The organism is uncultured Holdemanella sp. (genome assembly GCF_934754935.1).
GTDB lineage: Bacteria > Bacillota_I > Bacilli_A > Erysipelotrichales > Erysipelotrichaceae > Holdemanella.
Genome location: NZ_CAKVJB010000014.1, coordinates 24388 through 42848 on the forward strand (window position 1 = coordinate 24388; position 18461 = coordinate 42848).

Annotated in this window: 16 protein-coding genes; 4 read left to right on the top strand and 12 right to left on the bottom strand. The window is 33.8% G+C overall.

Features of this window, described 5'->3' with window-relative positions:
• Positions 1–128 precede the first annotated feature (128 nt).
• Positions 129–1292 carry a lactaldehyde reductase gene (gene fucO / locus Q0E86_RS05165; RefSeq protein ID WP_295755025.1) on the top strand — a complete coding sequence of 388 codons (1164 nt, stop codon included), beginning with the start codon at positions 129–131 and terminating at the stop codon, positions 1290–1292.
• Positions 1293–1370: 78 nt separating this feature from the next.
• Here the strand turns inward: fucO and Q0E86_RS05170 are convergent, their stop codons facing one another.
• The 3 genes from Q0E86_RS05170 to Q0E86_RS05180 all read right to left on the bottom strand — a co-directional run bounded on the left by Q0E86_RS05170 (position 1371) and on the right by Q0E86_RS05180 (position 3235).
• The gene (locus tag Q0E86_RS05170; protein ID WP_295755026.1) at positions 1371–2240 is read right to left on the bottom strand and encodes an NlpC/P60 family protein; all 870 of its coding nucleotides are present in this window, start codon (positions 2238–2240) and stop codon (positions 1371–1373) included.
• A 318-nt stretch (positions 2241–2558) separates the two neighbouring features.
• Complete coding sequence (locus Q0E86_RS05175; protein ID WP_295755027.1) at positions 2559–2879, bottom strand: hypothetical protein; 321 nt, start codon at positions 2877–2879, stop codon at positions 2559–2561.
• Positions 2880–2896: 17 nt separating this feature from the next.
• A complete protein-coding gene (locus tag Q0E86_RS05180) occupies positions 2897–3235 on the bottom strand; it encodes a hypothetical protein (RefSeq protein ID WP_295755029.1) in 339 nt (112 codons plus the stop codon).
• A gap of 141 nt (positions 3236–3376) precedes the next feature.
• On the opposite strand from Q0E86_RS05180, the gene Q0E86_RS05185 reads away from it, so the two are divergent.
• Positions 3377–3739 carry a BlaI/MecI/CopY family transcriptional regulator gene (locus tag Q0E86_RS05185; RefSeq protein ID WP_227994043.1) on the top strand — a complete coding sequence of 121 codons (363 nt, stop codon included), beginning with the start codon at positions 3377–3379 and terminating at the stop codon, positions 3737–3739.
• 173 nt (positions 3740–3912) lie between these two features.
• The gene (locus tag Q0E86_RS05190) at positions 3913–4959 is read left to right on the top strand and encodes a M56 family metallopeptidase (RefSeq protein WP_295755030.1); all 1047 of its coding nucleotides are present in this window, start codon (positions 3913–3915) and stop codon (positions 4957–4959) included.
• 223 nt (positions 4960–5182) lie between these two features.
• Here Q0E86_RS05190 and metK read toward each other — a convergent pair whose 3' ends face one another.
• The 8 genes from metK to Q0E86_RS05230 form a co-directional block, all read right to left on the bottom strand.
• The gene (gene metK, locus Q0E86_RS05195; RefSeq protein ID WP_118356928.1) at positions 5183–6277 is read right to left on the bottom strand and encodes a methionine adenosyltransferase; all 1095 of its coding nucleotides are present in this window, start codon (positions 6275–6277) and stop codon (positions 5183–5185) included.
• A 264-nt stretch (positions 6278–6541) separates the two neighbouring features.
• Entirely contained in the window at positions 6542–7171 is a 630-nt protein-coding gene (locus Q0E86_RS05200) for a lactate utilization protein (RefSeq protein WP_295755032.1), read from the bottom strand.
• Between the two features lie 3 nt (positions 7172–7174).
• Positions 7175–10207, bottom strand: a complete 3033-nt coding sequence (locus Q0E86_RS05205) for a DNA polymerase III subunit alpha (RefSeq protein ID WP_295755034.1) — start codon at positions 10205–10207, stop codon at positions 7175–7177.
• Between the two features lie 53 nt (positions 10208–10260).
• A complete protein-coding gene (locus tag Q0E86_RS05210) occupies positions 10261–11193 on the bottom strand; it encodes a bifunctional oligoribonuclease/PAP phosphatase NrnA (protein WP_295755036.1) in 933 nt (310 codons plus the stop codon).
• Positions 11186–12385, bottom strand: coding sequence for an acetate/propionate family kinase (locus Q0E86_RS05215; RefSeq protein ID WP_295755038.1), 1200 nt, complete (start codon positions 12383–12385; stop codon positions 11186–11188). Before Q0E86_RS05215 ends, Q0E86_RS05210 begins: the two co-directional genes overlap by 8 nt.
• 12 nt (positions 12386–12397) lie before the next feature.
• Complete coding sequence (gene ylxM / locus Q0E86_RS05220) at positions 12398–12691, bottom strand: YlxM family DNA-binding protein (RefSeq protein ID WP_295755040.1); 294 nt, start codon at positions 12689–12691, stop codon at positions 12398–12400.
• Positions 12691–13650 carry a signal recognition particle-docking protein FtsY gene (gene ftsY / locus Q0E86_RS05225; RefSeq protein WP_295755041.1) on the bottom strand — a complete coding sequence of 320 codons (960 nt, stop codon included), beginning with the start codon at positions 13648–13650 and terminating at the stop codon, positions 12691–12693. The genes ylxM and ftsY overlap by 1 nt, the downstream gene beginning before the upstream one ends.
• Positions 13650–16577: a chromosome segregation protein SMC gene (locus Q0E86_RS05230; RefSeq protein ID WP_295755043.1), complete on the bottom strand. Its 2928-nt coding sequence runs from the start codon at positions 16575–16577 to the stop codon at positions 13650–13652. The genes ftsY and Q0E86_RS05230 overlap by 1 nt, the downstream gene beginning before the upstream one ends.
• A gap of 108 nt (positions 16578–16685) precedes the next feature.
• Here Q0E86_RS05230 and Q0E86_RS05235 point away from each other — a divergent pair, with 108 nt between their 5' ends.
• A complete protein-coding gene (locus Q0E86_RS05235; protein ID WP_295755044.1) occupies positions 16686–17342 on the top strand; it encodes a hemolysin III family protein in 657 nt (218 codons plus the stop codon).
• Positions 17343–17379: 37 nt separating this feature from the next.
• Here Q0E86_RS05235 and rseP read toward each other — a convergent pair whose 3' ends face one another.
• Entirely contained in the window at positions 17380–18453 is a 1074-nt protein-coding gene (gene rseP, locus Q0E86_RS05240) for an RIP metalloprotease RseP (RefSeq protein WP_295755045.1), read from the bottom strand.
• Between the last annotated feature and the right edge of the window lie 8 nt (positions 18454–18461).

Sequence of the window (18461 nt, forward strand, 5' to 3'; positions counted from 1 at the left end):
TGATTCATCGTCAATCATTTTTATTCATTTTCGTTCATATGTGACATTATTATCAATCTGTAACTTGTATGTAAGCGCTTGAACTCGTAAAATGAAATTAACAAGTATACAAGGAGGAAATAATACTTATGGCAAATCGTTTTATTTTAAATGAAACAAGTTATCATGGTGCTGGAGCCATCAAAGAAGTGGTTACAGAAGTTAAAGCACGTGGATTAAAGAAAGGTTTAGTTGTCACTGATAAAGACTTGATCAAATTTGGTGTAGCTACTAAAGTCACAGACTTATTAGATGAAGCTGGACTTCCTTACGAAATTTATGATGAAGTTAAGGCAAACCCAACTGTTGAACAAGTTAAAAACGGTGTAAAAGCAGCTAAAGCTGCTGGTGCTGACTATCTAATCGCTATTGGTGGTGGAAGCCCACAAGATACTTGTAAAGGTATTGGAATTATCTTGGCTAACCCTGAATTTGAAGATGTTGTTAGCTTGGAAGGTGTTGCTCCAACTAAAAACAAATCAATCCCAGTTATCGCAATCGCTACTACAGCAGGTACTGCAGCTGAAACTACAATCAACTATGTAATTACAGATACTGAAAAGAAAAGAAAATTCGTTTGTGTAGATGCTCACGATATTCCAGTTGTTGCGATCATCGACCCAGAAATGATGTCAAGTATGCCAAAAGGCTTAACTGCTAGTACTGGTCTTGACGCATTAACTCACGCTATTGAAGGATATACAACTTTAGCTGCTTGGGAACTTGCAGATACATTAAACTTAAAAGCTATCGAAATCATTTCAAGAAGCTTACGTGCTGCATGTGTTAACGATCCAAAAGGACGTGAAGACATGGCTTTAGGACAATATATGACAGGTATGGCATTCTCTAACGTTGGTTTAGGTGTTGACCACGGTATGGCTCACCCATTAAGCGCATTCTACGGAATCCCTCATGGTGTAGCTTGTGCTACATTACTTCCATATGTTATGGAATTCAACAAAGACTACACAGGTGAAAAATTTAGAGAAATCGCTCGTGTAATGGGAGTTGAAGGTGTTGATGAAATGTCTCAAGAAGAATATCGTCAAGCAGCTATCGATGCCGTTATTCAATTAAGTAAAGATTGTGGTATTGCTCAAAGCTTAAAAGAAATTGGTGTTAAAGAAGAAGACTTACCAACATTAACAGATTCAGCTATGGCTGACGTATGTACAGGTGGTAACCCTCGTCCATGTACTAAAGAATTGATCTTCGACTTATATAAATACGCATTTAACGGAAGAGACTAATAATACAATTCTAAAGAAGGCATCTTGCCTTCTTTTTATTATGCAGAAAAAGAAAAAAACGAGTTTAAATAAACTCGCTTAACGATTTACATGAACATAGCCAATAAATGGTTGACCACAAGATACACTTGTTAAAACAGTTTGGTTACCTAACCATCCACCATGAACAGCTTGACCATTTCCAACATATAATGCAACATGTCCTTGGTATACACAAATATCACCTGGAACCGGATCATTTGTCAATGTACCCAGGCTTAAATAAGCGGTTGGTGCACCATGGAAATTGATTCCAACGGCTGCTAAAGAATTTGTGACTAACATTGTACAATCTTGATATACACCAATCTGAGCTAATGCAGCATCCGCAATTCTTTGATAAAAACTCTTTTCGACATTAACTGTAATATTTTTTTCACTCATGTTACCAGCTGTATCTTTAGCTTGAATCGTTGTTGTGAATGTTCCTACATCACAAGTGTTGATATCGCTAGTTAATTGAATTGTTCCTTCTTCATTTAAAGAAACATGGCTATTGATATCAAAAGATTCATTTTGTTCAACTGTTAAAACATCTTCACAAGTGATTTCAGGAGCTGTCGTATCTTGTACTTTAACTTTTACTTCAGCACTTTGTTTTTCACTTGTTTTTTTATTTTCTCCCTCAATGGAAATTGTTTGTTTCCCAATTGTATCAACATCTAAATCTTTAACTTTTACCTTATAGTTTTTTGATTCATATACAGATACATTTTTTGTTTTCTTCTTAAATTTTACATTCGCATATTTTTTATGTAATTCTTTTTTAAACACAGATTTCATTGAATCTGCATCTTGATATTCGACTTTATAAGCTGGTGTGTTTTCCTTTGCTGAAACAGTTGTTACACCTGCAAATGTAGATGTAGCAATAATCAAACTTACGAATGCTTGGACTAATTTTTTCATAGTTATGGGCCTCCTCGTGCTTCACACAATTAAAGAGCCTACACTATTTAGTCTAAAGTGTCAAAAAAATACCCGTATTTCCCACAATTTAACATATTAATTTGTTTTAATTTGCCATTTTTTACAAGTCCGTCCCATTTATTTGTACTTTTTAGTAGAAAAGAACTACAAAAAGGACCCGAACAAATTAATGTTGTCCAAGTCCAATATTAGCTACAATCCATTTTAGAGCATATGTCGCACCTTAAATCTTAGAGCGTAAATTCATGTAACCTCACCCAATTTTATTCCACACGAAATTCATATTGTTACTCTCAATTATTGATTGTCAGACTCTGCCTGTCTGCTTTTTAAGATTTCCTTTGCTTCTTTAACAGTGATTGCACTCGAATCCGTCTCACTATTCAAGTAGATCTCTTCATCCCCATTTTGTAAGTAAGCTTCTCCACCTAGAAAGCCATCTCCTAATGGAATCACTTTTTCATCATCATCGCATCCAGGAAAATAGCCTACATCCTCATTTGTCTCTTTTACTTCTTTAATATTTACCGGTTCTTCACTCGATCTTGCGAAAGCTGGATAAGCTGTAACAGCAACTAAACCAACAAACAAAGGAACTAATAATTGAATCTTTTTCATTGTTTCACCCCCATCCATTAATCTTCATTCTCTAAATATGATGCTTTTTCAATTTCTTTTGCCTGCTTCACTGTGATAATTCGATCCCCATCCTGTAAATCAGATTTATCCACATCTGAACCATCTCCATTAAGTAAATAGCCACCACCTTTTACTAGAATAATATGCTGACTATTCTTCAATCCTTTAAATTTAAAATCCACATATTGTTGAGTCTGTACCTCTGAATCGGCATCAACATCTATAGTAGGACTTTCTACATGGATAGGCTCATAATAACTTGCTGCAAATGCTTTAAAGGTACAAACTCCTACAACAGCAGATAAACATAAAATATACATCGTTCTCTTTTTCATAAGTCTTTTCCTCCTTCTTTTGTTGCGAAAACGTTTTCCTATCTTCATTATATTCCGATTGTCTTTTTTTGCAAGCGTTTCATGTTTTAATTTATATTGCATATTTTTGAAACAATGTTAAAATTATATTGGGTGATAATTATGATACAACTAACAAAAAAAGAAAGAAGTGTGATGGACATTCTATGGGACAGTCACATTGAAATGTCAGCAAGTGAAATTAGAGAAACCTCTAATGAAGAATTGAGTATTTACACGATCCAACAAGCTTTGCGCCATTTATTAGAAGTGCATTTTATTGAAGTGTACGACATTGCCTTCAACAACAAATCCTTAACACGTAAGTATAAACCACTCGTATCACAAGCTGAATATGTAGATTCTTTTATCAACAATGATACAAGACTTCAATTAGCCAGTAACTTTGTCAATAATACGGATGATTTAAAAGAATTAGAAAAACTTCAAAAACTCATCGAGAAAAAATTAAGAGCATTAAAATGACATTTTCTCTGACTTCATTCTTCTCCGGATTATGCAGTGTTACTTTATTCATAATGTGTTTGGGATTTATACTACGACATAAAAAGGCATATAAATACTTTCGTACAGATGCACTCTTATTAATCATATGCCTGATTTTTATTCGCTTGCTGTTTCCGTTTGAACATGCACATATGATCTATATTCCAATCCAAAAAGTAATGAATCCACTTTTGGATTTCTTCAATCAAACACATGTAGTAAAGCTCTTGATCTTATTGTGGCTTATAGGAAGTGCAATCTTTTTAATCTACTTCGTAAAAGATTATATTCATACGGAATATATCTACAAAAAAATAATGAAGCAAAGTCAAATTGTTGGATATAGACAAGCTTATCCTGTATATAAATCGAATTTGATCTATGGACCTTGTGTGATTGGATTACACAAAACTATTTTGCTTCCTGAAATTGACTATTCAGAATCGGATTTAAATTCAATCCTCGCACATGAAAGTTACCACATCAAGAAGAATCACAATCTAATCAAAGGCATATTAAATCTTATTTGTTGCATGTACTGGTGGTTTATCCCCATATATTTCTTCAAAAAATATATTTTCCTATATTTAGAAATGAAAACTGATGATTCTATAATCCAAAATCTTGATGAAAAAGAAAGCTTTGCCTATATGCAAACCTTAATTCAAATACAGAAGCAATGTTCTCAGAAATCATTCACATCCTATATTTCTTCTAATGGATTCATTCTTAATTACAGAATCCATTACATGATGAGAGGTCTACACAAAAAGAAAACAAATGCTTTTATTTTGGTTTCAACTGTATTGATCTGTTTCTTATCTACCTTTATAAATATTTCTGGATATTATACAAATACTGAGTTAACAGAAAATACCTTTGAGATCACAAATTCAAATGCGTATATATTCGAAAACAAAAACAATCCTCCATCCTTATTATTTTATTTAGATAATCAATATATCTTAGGTGGATATACCAACTTAAAAGAAATACAAGACGAACAAAAATTGCCGACATACAAAGATCTCGGAAAAACCCGAAACATTCAATCAATCACAAATACACAGAATACAGTCATCAAGAATTCAAAACAAACTACTTACCGATGGAAATATAAATTAGAAGATGGTTATGTATACAGAAGGCTATATAATGCATGTAAAAACACTTGGGTTTCCGATTGGATGTCAGCCTGAAATTTATAACGAAGATTACCACAGTCTTCGTTTTTTTTATTCAACAAGGATAACTTAAGCATTAAAACGCCTGAAAAAAAGGACCCAGACAACTAAAACGTTGTCCAAGTCCAATATCAGCTATAAACAGTTTTGGAGTATATGCCTCCTGTTAAAAATCTTGGATAGCAAATTCACCTAACCCATTCAAATTTATCGTGCCAAACCTAATAGTTCCTAACGATTAATATTCTAATTTTTTAACCTTTTCCCAAGTAAATTGAGGATCACCAAAGTGTCCATAACATGATGTTTTGTGGTAAACTGGCTTTCTTAGATCCAACTCTGAAATGATATTTCCTACTTCGAAATTGAAGTTTTTCTTTACAATTTCCAATAGTTTTTCATCATCAAATTTACCTGTTCCAAAAGTATCTACACATAATGAAACTGGTTGAGCTTTACCAATTGCGTACGCAACTTCAACTTCACAACGACGTGCTAGACCATTCGCAACAATGTTTTTAGCTACATAACGAGAATAGTAAGCAGCACTACGGTCTACCTTAGTAGGGTCTTTACTAGAGAAGCATCCTCCTCCAATACGTCCACGTCCACCATATGTATCACATACGATTTTACGTCCTGTCGTTCCTGAATCTCCCCATGATCCACCTACAACGAAGCTTCCAGATGGGTTGATGAAATATTTAGTATTTTCATCTAAATATTTTTCATCAATACAAGGTTTGATAACTTCGTTCATAATCAATTCTTTGATTTCTTCTTGCGTAATATCTTTTGAATGTTGTGTAGAAACTACGATTGTATCAATACGTTTGATTTCATCATTTTCATATTCAACAGATACCTGTGTTTTTCCATCTGGTTTTAATAAGTCTGGGTGTTCTCTTCTAACTTTTGTCAATTGACGAGCTAAAAGGTGTGCATAATAGATTGTTAGTGGCATATACTCATCATTTTCATCACAAGCATATCCAAACATAATACCTTGGTCACCTGCACATACTTCATCACGGTTTACCGCATTGTGAATTTCAGGACTTTGTTGGTTTACAACAGTATGTACATGATATTCTTCTGTGTATCCAATACGTTTGATTTCATTTAATGCGATTGTTTCATAATCCAATTCAGCCTTTGTATTACATTCACCATAAATCAATACAAAATCATCTTTAATTGTACATTCAACAGCCATATTTGAATATGGATCTTGAGCTAATGCAGCATCTACGATTGCATCGGCAATTTGGTCACAAATTTTATCTGGATGACCTTCAGTAACACTTTCACTTGTAAAAATATAATCTTTCATTTTGTCTCCTCCTCTTGCTTATCCATAAAAAAAACATACTTTAAGAAGTATGTTACAATTCTCTATACTTCTTATCGCTGTTAGCAGGACCACCTTAACATATCGTCAGGTTGGCGTGAAGTCAACGAGCTAACTCTCTACTTCAACTCTGGATAATTTTTTTACGCATAAAGATTAAAACATGAAACTACAAATAATGCAAGAAATTCATCATTATAATTATACACATATGAAAAAATGGCTAAATTCTATAGCCATTTCTTTCTAATATCCTAATACTTCATCCACTAAAATCACATGAATACGATCGGGTTCCATGCTGTTTCTTGTGATGACTAGTTGATCACAAATGCAGCCTTCCGCTAAACAATTTGCACAACTACCTGTTAATTGGCAAGGTCTATTTCCTTTAAAACGTTGACTGTTGATTGGAGCAGCTACATTTCTTAGTCTAGAAATAGCACTCTCTACATCTTTTGTGACCTTATTCATACCCACAATCATTATGACATGTCTAGGACCAAAACATAAACATGACACACGATTACAATGCCCATCCATATTGACTAAGATTCCATCTTCTGTCATGGCATTTGTACTCATCAAATAGTAGTCTGCATAAAAACAATCTCTTTCTAATTTATATTTTTCTTCGGCATCTTTAGCCTGATCACGATCGATGACTTTAAAATTTCTTTTATAAAGCTCTTCCTTAATACCAATTTTATTTAAAGTATCCGAACCTCCCCAACCTACACTTGAGCCTGGTTCCATAATTTCAAGCGCCAAATCTACAGCTTCTTGTTTTGAATGTACATAATACCCATTCATATGTCTGTTTTTTAAACCTTGAATTACTTTTTTAGATAATAAATTATTTCGTTTTGTGATCATTTTTTACACCTCGATCCATTCTATTCTATTAACTACAATTGATGTTGGACGATCCTTCTTACCTTGGATCAAACAAATTCGATCTTTTTGAATATTCGCTTTTTGTTGCTCATACAAACGAGGCATGATAACCGCATCCATTTTACCAGCTTCATCCTCTACACTCATGAAGCACATCCAGTCACCTTTCTTTGTCTTATGCGTTCTAAAAGATGCGACACGCACTAAGATATTCATATACCCATCTCTATTTACCGCATTCAATAATGGAATGCAATTTGGATATTTATGCACACGCAAAGATTGCACAGGATGCTCACTTACATAAAAATCATACACATATTGTTCTTTTTGTGCCTTTTGAATTGGATTCTCTTTGATTCTTTGAATCCCCGGACGAGAAACAATACTAAAGTCAAAGCGTAAATCGTTAGGATCTTCAATTCGTACAATGTTTACATAATCCATGAGTTTTCTTAAATTCTCATTTAAAGTAGCTCGATTATACCCAAAACAATCCAATGCACCTCCATCAATTAAGATACGAATTGTAGATTCATTGATCTTATACATACTTGCCTTGGCCAAAAAGTCAAATAAATCTGTATAAGGACCATGCTCAATAATCGTTGGATAAATCGTCTTACCTACCCCCTTTAAAACTTGTAACGGCATACGAATTGAATTAGCTTCAATTGTATAGAAAGCCTTTGAATGATTAACATCACAACCATTCACAACAATGTTTCTTCTTTTACATTCATAAATATATTGCGACGTTTTTATACCCGAACCAATGACACTATTTAATAAACTCTGATAAAAATACAAAGGATAATTTGCCTTTAAATAAGCCATTTGATAGGCAACTAAACTATAGGCATAACTATGTGATTTATTAAATCCATAACCTGCAAATTGTTCCATAATTGAAAATATCTCATTGGAAACCGAATCTTTGATACGATTCTTTCGTGCACCTAATATAAATTGCTCTTTTAAGTTCTGCATGACGTCTAATTTCTTTTTGGACATAGCCTTACGAAGCGTATCAGCTTGTGCAAGACTAAAGCCTGCGATCACTTGGGCCGTCTGCATAACCTGTTCCTGATAAATCATAATTCCATAGGTTTCTTTTAAGATAGGTTCTAATAAAGGATGTGGATATACAACTTTTGAAGGATCCTTTTTCCTTTCAATATATGTATCAATATGTTGCATCGCTCCAGGACGATACAAAGCTAATACGACACTAATATCCTCAAATTTATTGGGTTGTATCTTTTGTAGTAAAGATGTAATTCCACTCGACTCCAATTGAAATACACCTAATGTATTTCCAAGTGATAGTAATTGATATGTTTTCGCATCCTTTAAATTGATTTTCATCATATCTAAAGAAATATGTTTTTGTTCTTTTAGATTCGTGACGATTTGATGAATCGTTGTTAAATTACGAATTCCCAAAAAATCCATTTTGATCAAGCCTAAATCCTCTAGATATTCGGCTGTAAATTGAGTAGCCTGTATATCACCATCCACACTCACAAGAGGACAGACATTCACAATTGGCTGATTCGAAAGAACAATTCCTGCTGCATGCAAGGATGTATGGCGTGGTAAACCTTCAATATTTACACACATCTTAAATAATTCAATTAATTTTTGATCCGATTGAATCCTTTTTCGAAATAAAGCATTCTCATTATAAGCCTGCACCAAAGTAATTTTTGGTGTATTCTTTAACATTTTAGAAAGCTCATCCACAATTCTTGCCGGAATATTCATCACACGGCCTACATCACGAATGGCTTGTCTTGCCTGCAATGTATTAAATGTTACAATATGACTCACATGATCTTGTCCGTATAATTCACGAACATATTGAATAACTTCATCGCGTCGATCATCTGGAAAATCCGTATCAATATCGGGCATAGAAATACGTGATGGATTTAAAAATCTTTCAAACAACAAATTATTCTGAATTGGATCAATATGCGTAATACCTAGACAATAGGCAACTAAAGAACCAGCTGCACTTCCACGTCCTGGACCCACAAATATATCTTTACTTCTGGCATATCGAATAAAGTCCCAGACAATCAAAAAGTAATCGGTAAATCCCATATTGATAATGACACTCAATTCATATTCTAGACGATTCATATAAACGGCATTTAGATTGCCATTTAATCGTTTTTCCAATCCCTTTTTACAAAGTTTAACCAAATAATCACTAGAATCAATATGCAACTTATTTTCGAACACTGGAAGCTTTGATTTTTGAAAAGCCATTTGAACATTGCACATTCTTGCGATTTCTTCTGTAGCCAATAAATCACTTTCATCATACAAGGCTTCCATTTCTTGCGGACTTCTTAAATATCTTTGAAATTGCACATCTAAGCCTTGATTTTCAATATTTGTTTGTTTGGCAATCGCTCTTAATACTTGTAAAGATTTTACGTCTTCACGATTCTCATAAAGAATACGCGATAGTGCTACACACTTACAATCAAGTTGTTTTAAAATCTTATTATCGACTCTTTTCTTTCCTGAATCATTCATAGATATAGAAACATAAAAATCCGAAAACGAATTTTTACACAATTCTACAAATGTACTTAACTTTTCTAAATCTTGATGTTCAATATATGCACTAAATGTGTCTTTTCCATCACTTGAAGTAAGCACAACACAATCTTTGGCATACTTTACAACTTCTTCAAAAGCTATATTTTCTTTAATAATGGAACTTAATTTATATAAATTCTGTAGACCCATATCATTCTTCGCTAGAAGAATAAAATGAAAAGATTCTTCATTATAGATGGAATCCACTTCTAAACCAATGATAGGATGTACATTATGTTTTTTACATAGTTGATAGAACTCCATCGTTCCATACATCACATTATGATCGGTTAAACATACATGATTATATCCGAGTTGTTTTTGATGAAGAATCATATTTTCTAAACGAATAGGTGATTCAAGTAAAGAGTATGAACTTCGCATATGTAAATGAACCATGAAATCCCACCTTTCTATTGTAGATATTATATCACAATAAAAGAGATAGCTTATTAAGCTACCTCTCGATTTGATAAAATTTCAATAATTTGATTCACTTGATCACGCGTCAAGTTTTTGATTCCACTTGCACATTCGTGACCGCCACCGCCAAATTCCATGGCAACATCACGAATTGGAATATTTCTTGATCTTAAAGATGCACTGTAGTGAATTCGATCTTCCATGCGTGTAAATAAAGCCCACATTTCAACACAATCAATACCGGCTAAACAATACACTTTATCTTTGGCATCTGTAAAGCTTAAACCATACTCTTCATAATCTTCACATTCTAGAATCGAATAAAGAAATTTATTTTTAAGTATTGTATGATTTCGTACAACCGTTTCATATCTGTAATCTTCAATCGATTTAGAGAAGTTGAGTTGTTCAACTTTAGTAACATCTACACCTTGCTCAAATAAGTATTTTGCAGCATCGAATGTAGCTGGACGAACATTGTTTGTCGTAAAACGAATATTGTCTGCCGTCAATCCAAGATATAACATCAATGCACTTTCTACAGGAATATTCACTTTTTTTTCTTGAAGATATAAAGCTAATAACTCACAAGTAGCACTTGCCTTATCGTCGATCCATTCTTCATCACAAATGGTTTCTACTTGCACATGATGATCAATACGAATCGATTTTTTGGCGAATCGATAACGCTCATCATCAATACGTGCTGCATTTGAAGTATCTAAAACAATAGCTAAGCTTGAAGCTACTACTTCATCATCTACTTCATCCATTTCTACATTGTTTCTTTGCGATACAGGACAATTACTTCCTAAACAATAGATTTTTTTATCTGGGTAGGCACTTTCTAAATAGTACTTTAAACCAAATTGAGATCCAATCGCATCCATATCGGCAAAAACATGTCGAAAGATTGTGATTGTATTAAAATCTTTTACACTTTCTAAAATATCATTAGGCATTAGCCATCAAATCCTTGTAGGCATCACGTGCGATAACTAATTCTTCATTTGTAGGTAATAACCATACTTGCATTTTTGATTCAGGAGCACTTAATAATTTTTCAACACCGCGAACTCCATCGTTGTCTTCTGGTTTTACTACAACACCAAATGCTGATAATCCATCACAAATTCTTTGACGCATTGCACAGTCATTTTCACCGATACCACCCGCAAAAACGATCGCATCAGCTCCACCCATTAATCCATAGTATCCTGATACAACTTCAACAATACGGTTAACATAAACATTTTGAGTTAAGATTGCGCGTGGATTTCCTTCTTTGATAGCTGCTTCAATATCACGTCCATCACTAGAGATTCCACTTACACCTAACATACCAGATTTTTTGTTCATAATTGTATCCATTTCATCTGGTGTATATCCATATTTATTTTCTAAGAATGGAACGATTGCAGGGTCAATATCTCCACAACGAGTACCCATCATGATTCCTCCTAGAGGTGTGAATCCCATTGATGTCTTATATGATTTACCATTTTTTACAGCTGTAATACTTGCACCATTTCCCAAGTGACAAGTGATGATATTCATTTCTTCTTGTTTTTTTCCTTGAAGTTCAGCTAAACGTTTTGTCAAATATTCATGGCTAGTTCCATGAGCACCATAACGACGCACTTTATCATTTGTATAATATTCATAAGGAAGTGGGAAGATGTAGTTTTCTTCTGGCATACTTTGGTGGAATGCTGTATCAAATACGAATGTGTGTTTACATTCTGGTAAAGCATCTCTAAATGAACGGTATCCAACTAATGCTGCTGGGTTGTGTAAAGGAGCTAATGCACATAATTCTTCTACTTTAGCTTCTACATCTGCATCTACAGGAACAGAATGAGAGAAATATTCTCCACCATGAACAACACGGTGTCCAATCGCTTTAATATCTTCTAAACTATTTACAACTTTGTGTTCGATCAAAGCTTCCATTAATTTTTTAACGGCTACTGCATGATCTTTGATATCTAAGATTTCCTCAATTTTTTCTCCATTGGCTTTCATTCCAAAAATAGAATCATTCAAACCAATACGCTCAACATTTCCTTGTGCTAGAACTTCTTCTTCTGGCATTTTGAAAACTTGGAATTTCAAAGATGAACTTCCTGCATTAACACTCATAACAATCGACATTTTTTGATCCTCCTAAAAAATTTCTTTTAATATTTCGATTTGTTCAACATCCTCATGTTGTAAAATCCATGAATCTAATAATTTTTTCTTAGCGACATATCCAATCGCTGCTTCATATTTTTCCAGTAATTTCGTAGCTCGATGAACCGAATCCATCGCGGCTGCACGAGAAATCTCTAGTTCCTCACTTATTTCAGTATAAGAGAAATCTTCTTCATAGTAAAGAGATAAAATCTCTCTTTGCCTTTCAGTCAACAATTCTCCATATACATCGAATAAATCATTCGCATCCAATTTTGAAATCATTATTCTTCCATACCTTTTGTGATTCCCATCAAGAAGGCATTGATATCAAATGGTCTTAAATCAGCTGGTTTTTCGCCTAAACCTAAGAAGCGAACTGGTAAATGTAATAAATCTCGAATCGCAAGTACCACGCCACCTTTGGCAGTTCCATCCATCTTCGTTAAAACAATACCTGTAACATCTGTAGCTTCTAAGAATACTTTTGCCTGAGAAATACCATTTTGTCCTGTAGTCGCATCTAGAACTAACCAAACTTCTTGTGGTGCACCCTCGATTTCTCTTTGTACAACACGATGCATCTTGCTTAATTCATTCATCAAATTTGTCTTATTTTGTAGACGACCTGCTGTATCGCAAATCAAAATATCTACATCATTTTCTTTGGCATAACGACAAGCATCGACAAGTACAGAACTTGGATCTTGATTCATTTTACCTTTAATACAATGTACACCTAAACGATTTGCCCAAGTATCAATTTGATCAATGGCTCCTGCACGGAATGTATCGGCTGCAGCTACCGCAACTTTCTTTCCTTGCTCTTTATAATATTGAATCAATTTTGCACTTGTAGTCGTTTTACCACTACCATTTACTCCAACCATCAAAATGACAGTTGGACCATCTTCATTCATTTTGATTGCTTCATCACTAGATTCATCATAGAAATCATAAAGAATCGATACTAAATAATCTAACATAGAATCATAATCTTTAACATGTTTTCCATTCGATTCAAACGCATCCACAATTTTTTGTGCTGTATGAATACCCACATCACTTTCAAGTAGAATAACCATGATTTGTTCTAATAAATCATCATCAATTCCATGAAAGTTATTGGATAAAGCACGAATACGATCTCCAAAACTTTTCTTTGAACGATCAAGACCCGATAAATATTTATCTTTGTCTTCACTTTTCACGAAAGCCTCTTTGATTTTTGAAAAGACCGACATTACTCTTCCTCCTTAGCTATATGTACTGCATCTTTTAACTGCACCTTTAATACTTTACTAACACCATCTTTTTGCATCGTAACACCATATAAAGTATCACACTGTTCCATCGTTCCTGGTCTATGTGTTACCGCAATAAATTGAGATTGACCACGATAATGCGATAGATAACGTGCAAAACGCTCTACATTAGCCTGGTCTAATGCCGCTTCAACCTCATCGAAGATACATAATGGCATTGTTCTAGCTTTTAATATCGCAAACAATACACTGATTGCAATCAATGCTTTTTCTCCACCGGAGAATGTTTGAATATTTTTAACCATCTTTCCAGGAGGCTGCACATCAATATCAATACCCGTATTTAATACATCGTCCGGATCTACCATAGAAAGACTTGCACGTCCTCCACCAAACATAGCTTTAAACACACCATCTAATTCAGCGTTGATTTTATTAAACATTTCAGTAAATTGACTGATCATTGTCTTATCCATTTCATCAATGGCCGCCAAGATTTGTTGACTTGCCTTTTCTAAATCTTCTTTTTGGCTCGTCATAAAATCAAAGCGTTCTTTGACTTCTTTATATTCATTTGGCGCATCCAAGTTTACATTCCCCAAACGAGAAATGGCTTGACGAAGCTGGATAACTTCTTCTTTAGCACTTTCGATTTCTACATCTTCCTTTTTCGTTAATGCATATTCATAAGTCATTTCATAATCGGTACTTAAACGGTTCAATGCATTTTCCAATTGTGTTTTGACCTTCACAATTTCCATTTCATAATTATGGATTTGCGATTGTTTAGAATTCATTTCTCTTCGAACTAAGCGAATTTGATTTTCAAGCTGTTCCGCATCATTGCCCTTATCAAAGCGTGACTGACGCAAGCTTTGAATTTCTAAAGACAATGAATCTAATACGGCATGCATTTTAGACATTTGAACAACAAGATCATCTTGTGCTAATTCTGCATTTTCTTCAATATCGACACCTAATTCTTGGTATTCTGCAAGAATTGAATCGTATTTTGCCTTTTTTGTTGCATAAATATTTTCTAATTTTGCCAATTCGATTTGTAAAGTTACGATCGCATCATTTTCTTTTTGAAGTTTTTGTGTAAGAATTTCCGTTTCATTCAGACAACTATCGGCTTTGATTTTTTGCCCCTCAATTTTAGAATTGATCGTATCTAATTCTTGACGCATTGTAACTGGTGTACTTTGGTTTTTCGTAACACCACCCGTCATACTACCACCTGTATGAACGATATCTCCATCTAAAGTAACGATCTTATATGCATAACGTAATCGTTTTGCGGTTTCGTTGGCATTTTGTAGTGTATCTACGACAATGACATTGCCTAATAATCTTTCTTTTACAGGATCAAAAATCTCTTTACAATCCACGCATTCACTCGCAAAGCCTAAAAAGCCAGGGCTAGTTGAGGCAATCGTAATGACTTGTTCATTCATCTTTCTAGGATAACATACACTTAGTGGCAAGAAAGTAGCACGCCCACTACGGTTTCTCTTTAAGAATGAAATGGCATTTCTTGCATCCGCCTCATTTTTAGTGATGATCTGATAAATGCTTCCACCTAAAGCCGCATTGACAGCTAAAGCTTTATCTGTATGCGCAATCAATAATTCACTGACAACGCCATAAACGCCGGATAAAGAATTCTTAGCCTGCATAACAGAGCGTACACCTTGTTGGTGTGCAAATGGCTGTTTCATCATATTTTCTAATACTTGTCGACGATTTTGAAGTTGTGTCAAAATATTGTTTGCCTGATCTGATTCATAACGAGCTTTAGAAATCTTCGTTTTTAGATCATTCACTATATTACGACGGTTGTTCAAATCTTGTTGCGTCTGCATCAAACGTTGATGACGATCTTGATATTCAAATCGAGCTTCCTCTAGCATAGCTTGAATTTCTTTTTGACGAGCCTTTTTATCAGCCACCTTCAACATATATTTACGCTTTTCATCTTGTTCGATTTTACGTCTTTCAAGCTGATAATTTTCTTCCATCGCCTTTGTATATTTACCTTGTAACTCATTGATCTGTTTATCAAGAGCATACATTTCTTTACGAATATTTTCTAAGCGCGTTTCCTGCTTTAATAATTCTGCATTTTCAGATGTATGCATAGCTTGAATATCAAACAATTCTTTATTGATTTGATTGATTTTCTCATTATATTGATCAATGTCTTCTACAAGTACACTGATTTCAATTTTTGATAATTTATCTCTTAAAGAAATATATTTTTCAGCTTTTTTTGCTTGTTTTTCCAAAGGAGAAATTTGCCTTTCAAGCTCATCTAGAATGTCCTGCAAACGATCTAGATTTTCTTTTGTCTGCTCTAATTTTGACAATGACACCTTTTTTCTCTTTTTATATTTTGCGACACCCGCAGCTTCTTCAAACAAAGAACGCCTGTCTTCTGGTTTGGCATCCGCAAAAGAAGAAATATTTCCCTGTGTAATAATACTTAAGGAATCTTTTCCTAAACCTGTATCCATAACTAAATCATTAATATCTTTTAGTCGGCAAGGCGTTTTATTTATAAAATAACTTGCTTCATTATTTGCGCGAAGTATTTGTCGTGTAATTTCGATTTCATCAAAATCCGAATCAAAAACACGTGTTGAATTGTCAAACACCAATGTAACGCGTGCCATATTTACAGGTTTTCTATACTCACTTCCCGAGAAGATAATATCTGACATATTGGTTCCAGAACGAAGTGATTTTACACTCTGTTCACCTAGTACCCAACGAATAGCGTCATTCACATTACTTTTACCACATCCGTTTGGTCCAACTATACCTGTAATATCTTGATCAAATTGAATCACTGTTTTGTCCGCAAAGCTTTTAAAGCCTTGTAATTCAATACGTTTTAAAAACATCAAGACCCTCCACTCTAACTAGTGTATTATATCAAAATTTGCACATAAAATATATGTAGTTTTAATTTCTAGATTGTATATTATTTATTATTATGTTATAGTGTGCGTATGAACAAGAAAGATAGTATGCGGTATGTTTATCCACTTTGTTTTGGTGAAGAAGTAGGAAATTGTATCACACATGGAGTTATGGCAATTTTGATTCTATTTGCACTTCCTTACTATAGTGTCCGCGCCTATTTAAGGGGCGGTGCTATTGAAACACTAGGAACAGCAGTATTTTTGATTTGTCTTCTCTTTATGTTTGCCGGATCTTGTCTTTACCACAGCATGCCACATGAAACAACACACAAGTATGTATTTAGAAAGCTAGATCATATTATGATCTTATTAGCAATTGCGGGTACCTATACGCCTATTTGTTTAAAACTAATGAATAATTGGAAAGGATATACTATATTAGCAATCGAATGGGCTATGGTCATTGCGGGAATCTTATTGAAATCGATTGCGACGAAAAGTTATCCTAAACTTTCAATGACAATCTATATGATCATGGGATGGTTAGCTGTCTTTATTTTGCCAACATTGATTAAAGAAACACGACCAATCTTCATTATTCTGATTGCCTTAGGTGGTGTCATGTATACCATTGGTACTTTCTTTTATTCAAAGCCCCAAAAAAGATACTTCCATTTTGTATGGCACATTTTCATTATCTTAGCAAGTATATGTCACTTGATAGCCATTCTGTATTTCATCTAAAAAGAAAAACCTATATTATAAAATATAGGTCCTTTTTTTAAAACAATCGAGCAATATCATTATATGTTGCATAAATAAAGAGTATCATCAATAATACAAAACTTGCCAAAATAATATTTTCAACAATTTTAGTTGAGACTTTTCGTCCAATTAATTTCTCAATGAGTAAAATCAAAATTCTTCCACCATCTAATGCAGGAATTGGAAGTGCGTTAAAGATACCAATATTTAATGAAATCATCGCAAATAGACTAAAATACATATCTAAGCCATATTGAACAGATTTACTTGTCACATTTAATATACCAACAGGGCCTGATAAATTTTCAAGTCCTTGTCCACGAATAATCATATTCAAAGATTTAAATATAGTTGTTGCACTATCCCAAGTATTTTGACAACCCACCCATAATGATTGATACCATGGGATTTTTTTGGCATACGCAATCGCCTTATAGCCAAGTGTATAGCCTTCCATATCTTTATCATAAGATGGAGTTAATGTCGTTTTAAATGTTGTTTTATCTCTTTTCACAGTTAATGTGAGTGTATCATGATGATATTGAATAAACTCTAAAATTTCATATTGTGTTTTAGGTTGAATACTATTTCCATCTTCACTTAAAACTTTGATAATATGATCATCCTTTTCAAGTCCTGCCTTTTGAGCAACTGAGTTTTCTTCAACTACATAAACAACAGGTTTAGCTTCTTCAACCACATAGCCTTGTGCTAAAGCAACTCCCATATAAATAATCCATGCCAAAAGAATATTCATCACAATTCCTGCAATCATAATACAGACTTGTTTCCATTTTTCTATACCATTTAATCGTCTGTTTTCTGGTATATCTTTTAACCAACTATCTTCTTCACTTTGGGATCCATCTTCTTCTCCAGCCATCATAACATAGCCACCAAAAGGAATGGCACGAATTGAAAAAGCTGTTTCTTTTCCTTGTTTTTGATAAAGGCATGGACCCATACCAATCGAAAATTCTTTACAATAAACACCAAAATGTTTTGCGACTAAAAAATGTCCTAATTCATGTAAAATGACAATCACACTTAACATGATAATAAATGCGATTAATCCAATAACAAAATCCATCTATATCC